This is a genomic window from Achromobacter sp. DMS1 (assembly GCF_001270295.1).
Map to the genome: position 1 here is coordinate 1 of NZ_LHSJ01000248.1, position 6,275 is coordinate 6,275.

General features: G+C 67.6%; 4 protein-coding genes and 2 rRNA genes. 3 read left to right on the forward strand and 3 right to left on the reverse strand.

Going from position 1 to position 6,275, the window contains the following annotated elements:
* Positions 1-102, forward strand: a 23S ribosomal RNA gene (locus tag AD428_RS21360); the annotation flags it as partial.
* Between the two features lie 188 nt (positions 103-290).
* Positions 291-403 (forward strand): 5S ribosomal RNA (gene rrf / locus AD428_RS21365).
* Positions 404-622: 219 nt separating this feature from the next.
* Here rrf and AD428_RS21370 read toward each other — a convergent pair.
* Positions 623-2,059: a sigma-54-dependent transcriptional regulator gene (locus AD428_RS21370; protein ID WP_053246518.1), complete on the reverse strand. Its 1,437-nt coding sequence runs from the start codon at positions 2,057-2,059 to the stop codon at positions 623-625.
* A 39-nt stretch (positions 2,060-2,098) separates the two neighbouring features.
* Positions 2,099-4,021 carry a sensor histidine kinase gene (locus tag AD428_RS21375; protein ID WP_082308537.1) on the reverse strand — a complete coding sequence of 641 codons (1,923 nt, stop codon included), beginning with the start codon at positions 4,019-4,021 and terminating at the stop codon, positions 2,099-2,101.
* 289 nt (positions 4,022-4,310) lie between these two features.
* Here AD428_RS21375 and AD428_RS21380 point away from each other — a divergent pair, with 289 nt between their 5' ends.
* Positions 4,311-5,657, forward strand: a complete 1,347-nt coding sequence (locus tag AD428_RS21380; protein WP_053246519.1) for a dicarboxylate/amino acid:cation symporter — start codon at positions 4,311-4,313, stop codon at positions 5,655-5,657.
* Positions 5,658-5,707: 50 nt separating this feature from the next.
* Here AD428_RS21380 and AD428_RS21385 read toward each other — a convergent pair.
* Positions 5,708-6,275 (reverse strand): 4-carboxy-4-hydroxy-2-oxoadipate aldolase/oxaloacetate decarboxylase (locus tag AD428_RS21385; RefSeq protein ID WP_053246521.1); only part of this gene is annotated, 568 nt, incomplete at its 5' end.

Below are 6,275 nucleotides of genomic sequence, written 5' to 3' on the forward strand. Positions count from 1 at the left end.
CCCCTGAAGGGTCGTTCGAGACCAGGACGTTGATAGGTCGGGTGTGGAAGCGCAGTAATGCGTTAAGCTAACCGATACTAATTGCCCGTGCGGCTTGATCCTATAACCCTGATGGTTATGAGCGTTGCTGTGTAGCGCGCCGTTCAATGTGCCCGCCGCCTCGTCAGCGGCCAGCACCCTTGGCAAACACAACCCTTGCTGCCGCGCAGCCCGATCGCTGCGCGCAGCGCCTGTGCTTCTTCCCAGATTGGAGCGGTTGGCCCACAACCCCGGCCGCTCAACCCGTTACGCCTGACGACCATAGCAAGGTGGTACCACTCCTTCCCATCCCGAACAGGACAGTGAAACGCCTTCGCGCCGATGATAGTGGACGCACGTCTGTGAAAGTAGGTCATCGTCAGGCTTTTATCCCTCAAAACCCCGCAGCCCAACCGCTGCGGGGTTTGTTTTTGCGCGCGCCGCCCACCCCACACCCGGCCCACCGACCCCATCGGCCCGCCCTCCCCAGGGCCCGCGCCAGTACGAAATCCGGCCGGCACCGGCGCCTACGCCGCGTTCCGCAAACCGCAAACCTTGAACCCCGAGCCCCGAGCCCCGAACGCGAGCGTCGATCCGCCGGAAATCAGTCGGTAGACGAGCCGGGTTGAGGAGCGGCGTAGGCCTGGCGTTCGATGCCATGGCGCTGGAGCTTGTCGTAGAACGTCTTGCGCGGGATGCCCAGCGATTGCAGCGTGGCCTTGACCTCGCCCTGGTGGGCCGCCAGGGTTTCGCGCAGGATGCGGGCTTCGTAGCGCTCCATGCGTTCCGGCAGGCTCAGGCCGGTGTCAGGATCGGGCTGATGCGGCGAGGGAGCGGGGGGCTCGTTGAGGACGCCCAGCACGACGCGCTCGGCGAAGTGGGCGAGCTCGCGGACGTTGCCCGGCCAGTCGTGCGTGAGCACGTGGCGCTGAAGTTCCGCGGAGATTTCGGGAATGTCGCGATGGAAGCGGCGGGATGCCTGGCCGAGATAGTGCGCGAACAGCAGCGGGATGTCGTCGCGCCGTTCGCGCAAGGGGGGGATGCGTATGGTGACGACGTTAAGGCGGTAGAACAGGTCTTCGCGAAAGCGCGCGCGGATGGCGGGGCTGCCCAGGTCTTCCTTGGTGGCCGCCACGACGCGCAGGTCGAGATTGCGCACTTCGTTGCTGCCCAGCGGCGTGATCTGCCGGGATTCCAGGACGCGCAGGAGCTTGACCTGTACGGCCAGCGGCATGCTCTCGATTTCGTCGAGGAACAGGATGCCGCCGCTCGAATGCTCGATGCGGCCGATGCGCTTTTTCTGGGCGCCGGTGAAAGCGCCGGGCTCGTGGCCGAACAGCTCGCTTTCTATGACCGATTCCGGCATGGCGCCGCAATTGATGGCCACCAGCGCGCCGTTGCGGCGCTGGCTGAGGCGGTGCAGGGTGGTGGCCACGACTTCCTTGCCGGTGCCGGTTTCTCCTTCGACCAGCACGTCCACGTCAGCATCGGCGATGTGGCGCAGGGTCTGCTTGATGCGCTGCATGGCGGGCGTAGCGCCGATGAATAGCGGGTCTTCGCCGTCCGCGCTGAAGGCCGCCGCACGCAAGCGGCGGTTCTCGAGCACCAGCCTGCGCTTTTCGGCGGCATGCGTGATGGCGGTGACCAGGCGGTCGGCCGCATAGGGCTTGGCGAGGAAATCATAGGCACCGTCGCGCATGCACTGTACGGCGGTGGGAATGTCGCCATGGCCGGTGATGAGAATGACGGGGATCTCGGGATCGATGTCCCGGAGCCGCTGAAACAGCTGCAAGCCGTCGATGTCGGGCATGCGGAGGTCCGTGACCACCACGCCGTCGAACTCCGGCGTCAATGCAGGCAGGGCCGGGCGCGCGCCGGCATAGGCGTCGACGGCGATGCCGTGCAGCTTGAGCGTCTGGACATTGGCGCGGCGCAGATCCTCGTCGTCGTCGATGAAGACGACGCGGGGCGGGCTTGCCGGCAGGGAAGGGGTGTCGCCGCGGTTGGCGGGCGGATTGGATGGCGGTGCGGGACGGGTCATGCGGATATCCAGACAGAAAGAGGAGCGGGCGGCGGGGCGCTATGCGCCGTTCGAGCCCGCAGCGCCGGATTGCGCCTTGCGCAGCGTCAGGACGAATACGGCGCCGCCCGGCAGGCCGGCGGGCAAGGGCTCGCCGGGCTCGGCCGCGCGCAGTTCGCCGCTGAACTCGGCGGCAATGTCGCGCGAGATGACGAGCCCGAGGCCCAGTCCTTCGGGCTTGGTGGTGAGAAAGGGAATGAAGAGCCGACCGCGGGCTTCGGCCGTCAGCCCGGGGCCGTCGTCGCCTACGTAGAGGCGGACGGCGTTCTGGTCTTCGCGCACGGCCAGGCCGATGCCGCCGGACGGTCGGTTCTCCATGGCCTCCAGGGCGTTCTGCAGCAGGTTGACTAGCACCTGTTCGAGCCTCAAGGGGTGTGCCTGCACCAGGAAGTCGCGCTCGAGCGGGCGCGGCAGCGCCACGTTCTGGCGGCGCGCGCGCGGCCCGACCAGCAGCAGGGCGCCTTCGAGCGTCTGGTTGAGGCTGGTGGGCTCGAGGCTGTCGCCGGCTTTACGCGAGAAGGCGCGCAGCTCGCCGGTAATGTTGCCGATGCGTTCGGTGAGCGAGGCGATGGCTTCGAGGTTTTCGCTGGCCGTTGCCATGTCGCGGCGCGCGAGGAACTCGCGCGCGTTGTCGGCGTAGGCCCGTATCGCGGCCACGGGCTGGTTGATTTCATGCGCGACGCCGGCGGATATCTGCCCCAGGAGCGCCAGCTTGCTGGCCTGCACGAGTTCGTCCTGCATGGTGTGCAACTGCGCGGTGGCGCGCTGGCGTTCATCCATTTCGGCGACCAGGCGCTCATTGGTTTCCCTGAGCTGGGCGGTGCGTTCTTCGACCTGGGCCGTGAGCTGCCGCTGGATGGCGGCTTGCTCCGAGGCGCGGGTGCGATGCAGGTGCCGCCGGTACACGGCAATGCCGCTGGCCGTGCCGAGCACGGCCAGCGCCAGGAGGACGCCGAGCTGCGCGTTGGCGGTGGTGCGGTTCACGGCCGATTCCACCGGGGTCAGCAGATGCAGCGTCCAGTCAGGCGATTCCGTAATGGGGACCGTGGTGTGCAGCAGGGGCGCGCCGACGGAAATGTGCGGCGGCAAGGGGGCATGGGTATTGACGAGCTGCGCCGCGCTTTCCGGGCGTAGAAGCGGGCTGAACGGCAGCGCGAGAAAAGGCGCGTCGCCGAACTGCAGGCTTGCCCGCAGGCCCCGGGCCAGGTCCGGAGGCAGCGGCTCCAGCACGGAGAAGCGCCATGCCGGGTTGCTGCCCAGGAGCACGATGCCGTGCTCGTCCGTGACGAAAATGGGCGCGCTGGATTGCCGCCAGTCCGCCTCGAGCGCGCGGAAATCGACCTTCAGCACGACTACGCCCAGCATGGCGCCCCGCGCGTCGTCGACCCGCCGCGCGAGGTACAGGCCGGCTTCATGACTGACGGTGCCCAGGGCGAAGTGTTCGGCATAGCCGTGCGTCGCGGCGTTCTTGAAATAGGGGCGGAACTGGTAATCCACGCCCGCGAAGGTGGCCGGCTCCCTCCAGTTGCTGGCTGCGATGGCGTAGCCGGTGTGGTCGAGAACGTAGATGGCCGAGGCGCTGACGCCGCGGCTCAGGGCGTCCAGCTTCTCGTCCAGCGTCAGGATTTGCGCGGGCTGCGGGTTGCGCAGCGTAGCGCGCAAGGCCTCGTCGCGAGCCAGCACGAAGGGCAGCGTGCGGAATTTGTCCAGGTTGTTGCGCAGCAGGGCGGCGTTGAGCTGGCCGGCGCTGCGCGCTTGGGCGGCGATTTCCTTCACGGCGCCCGCGCGAGCCCACTCGGTAGCGAGCCGCAGGGCGACGCCGGCGGCGGACAGGAGCAGCGCGGCCAGCGCCAGCCGGGCGAGCCACGCGCCCGCGCCGGGACGGGGCCGGCCTGCTGGCTGGGAAAAGCGGGGTGGCGTCATAGAGATGTGTGCGAGTTTCCGCACATTCTACTCTGGATGTGTGCGAAATTTCGCCGAAATGCCTGAGGCGGAGGGAGCGAGTGTCGGAAAAATCCCGGGAAAACAAGGGTTTGGAAAAGGCCCCGGCGTTCAGGCGGCCTGGCATGGTCTTTGCATACCCTCTTGCCAAGCCGCCGCCAGGCGGCGAAGCCGGCTCCGGGCATTTCCCGGTGAGCCATAAAAGAGATAACGCTCCAGCCCCGGCCAGGCAAGCCGGCCGGCGCCGGGGCCCTGGTGGGGACAAATCCCAATGATCGACGTGGATCACGGCGCGCCTGCGCGCAAGCTCAAGCTCTATCAAATCCTGTACGTGCAGGTGCTGTTCGCCATTGTGGTCGGCATGCTGCTGGGGTATTTCAAGCCCGATCTCGGCGAGGCCATGAAACCCCTGGGCGACGGTTTCATCAAGCTGGTGAAGATGATCATCGCTCCGGTCATTTTCCTGACGGTGTCCACCGGCATCGCCGCCATGAGCGACCTGAAAAAGGTGGGCCGCGTGGCCGGCAAGGCCATGCTGTATTTCCTGGTGTTTTCGACGCTGGCGCTGGTCGTGGGCATGGTGGTGAGCCACATTGTGCAGCCCGGCGCGGGCATGCACATCGATCCGAACACGCTGGACCAGAAGGCCGTCGCCGGCTATGTCAGCAAGGCGCACGACTCCACCGTGACGGGCTTTCTGCTCAACGTCATTCCCTCCACGATTTTCAGCCCGTTCGTCAGCGGCGACATCCTGCAGGTGCTGTTCGTGGCCGTGCTGTTCGGCATCGCGCTGGCCATGGTGGGCGAGCGGGCCAAGCCGGTGCTGGATTTCCTGACCGCCCTGGCGCAGCCCGTGTTCAAGCTCGTGGCCATCCTGATGAAGGCGGCGCCCATCGGCGCGTTCGGCGCCATGGCCTTTACCATCGGCAAGTACGGCATCAAGTCGGTCATCAACCTGGCCATGCTGGTGGGCACGTTCTACGCCACGTCCGTGCTGTTCGTGGTGGTGGTGCTGGGGATGGTGGCGCGCTACAACGGTTTCTCCATCCTGAAGCTGGTGCGCTATATCCGCGAAGAGCTGCTGCTGGTGCTGGGCACCAGTTCGTCGGAAGCGGCCCTGCCCACGCTGATGCAGAAGATGGAGCGCGCCGGGTGTTCCAAGTCCGTGGTCGGCCTGGTCGTGCCCACGGGATACTCGTTCAACCTGGACGGCACTAACATCTACATGACGATGGCGGCGCTTTTCATTGCGCAGGCCTGCGATATTCCGCTGACGCTGGGCGACCAGATCCTGCTGCTGCTGGTTGCGATGCTGAGCTCCAAGGGCGCCGCCGGCGTGACGGGCGCGGGCTTCATCACCCTGGCCGCCACGCTGTCCGTGGTGCCGTCGGTGCCCGTGGCGGGCATGGCGCTGATCCTGGGCGTGGACCGCTTCATGTCCGAGTGCCGCGCGCTGACCAACCTGGTGGGCAATGCCACCGCGTCCATTGTGGTGGCGCGCTGGGAGGGCGAGCTGGATCGCGACCAACTGAACGCCGCCCTGAACGACGGGGCCGCGGCCCATCCCGCGCCCGAGGCGCCGCAGCCCGGCTTGCCGGCCGAGCCGCGCCGCGCCTGAAGCAAAAAAGCCGGGTCGAGCCCGGCTTTTTTCATGCGGAGGGCATGGCTTCAGTGCAGGTCCGCCGCGCTGTCCACGTACACGAGGCCCGCGGCCCGCAGTTTTTCGCGCATGCCGTAGATGTCCAGGCCCAGTTCTCCCGCCGCCAGCCGCTGGCGCGTAATGGCTTCGCGCGACAGGCGGGCGTCGCTGGCATCGGCGGCGGCGCCAGCGTGGCGGCGCGGCACCACCACGACGCCGTCCTCGTCCGCCACCACGACGTCGCCGGGTTCGACCAACGCGCCGCCGCAGACGACCGGCACATTGACGCTGCCCGGCGTCGCCTTGACGGTGCCCCGGGCGCAGACGGCCTTGGCCCACACCGGAAACCCCATGGCCTGCAGGGCCCGCACGTCGCGGCAGCCGGCGTCGATCACCAGGCCGCGGACCCCGCGCGCCTTCAGCGAGGTGGCGAGCAGCTCCCCGAACATGCCGTCGTGATTATCGGTAGCGCAGGCCACGACCAGCACGTCGCCGGGCTGGCAGAGCTCGACGGCCACGTGCAGCATCCAGTTGTCGCCGGGCTGGGCAAGCACGGTGACGGCCGGGCCGGCTGCGGTCGCGCCCGGCCACACGGGG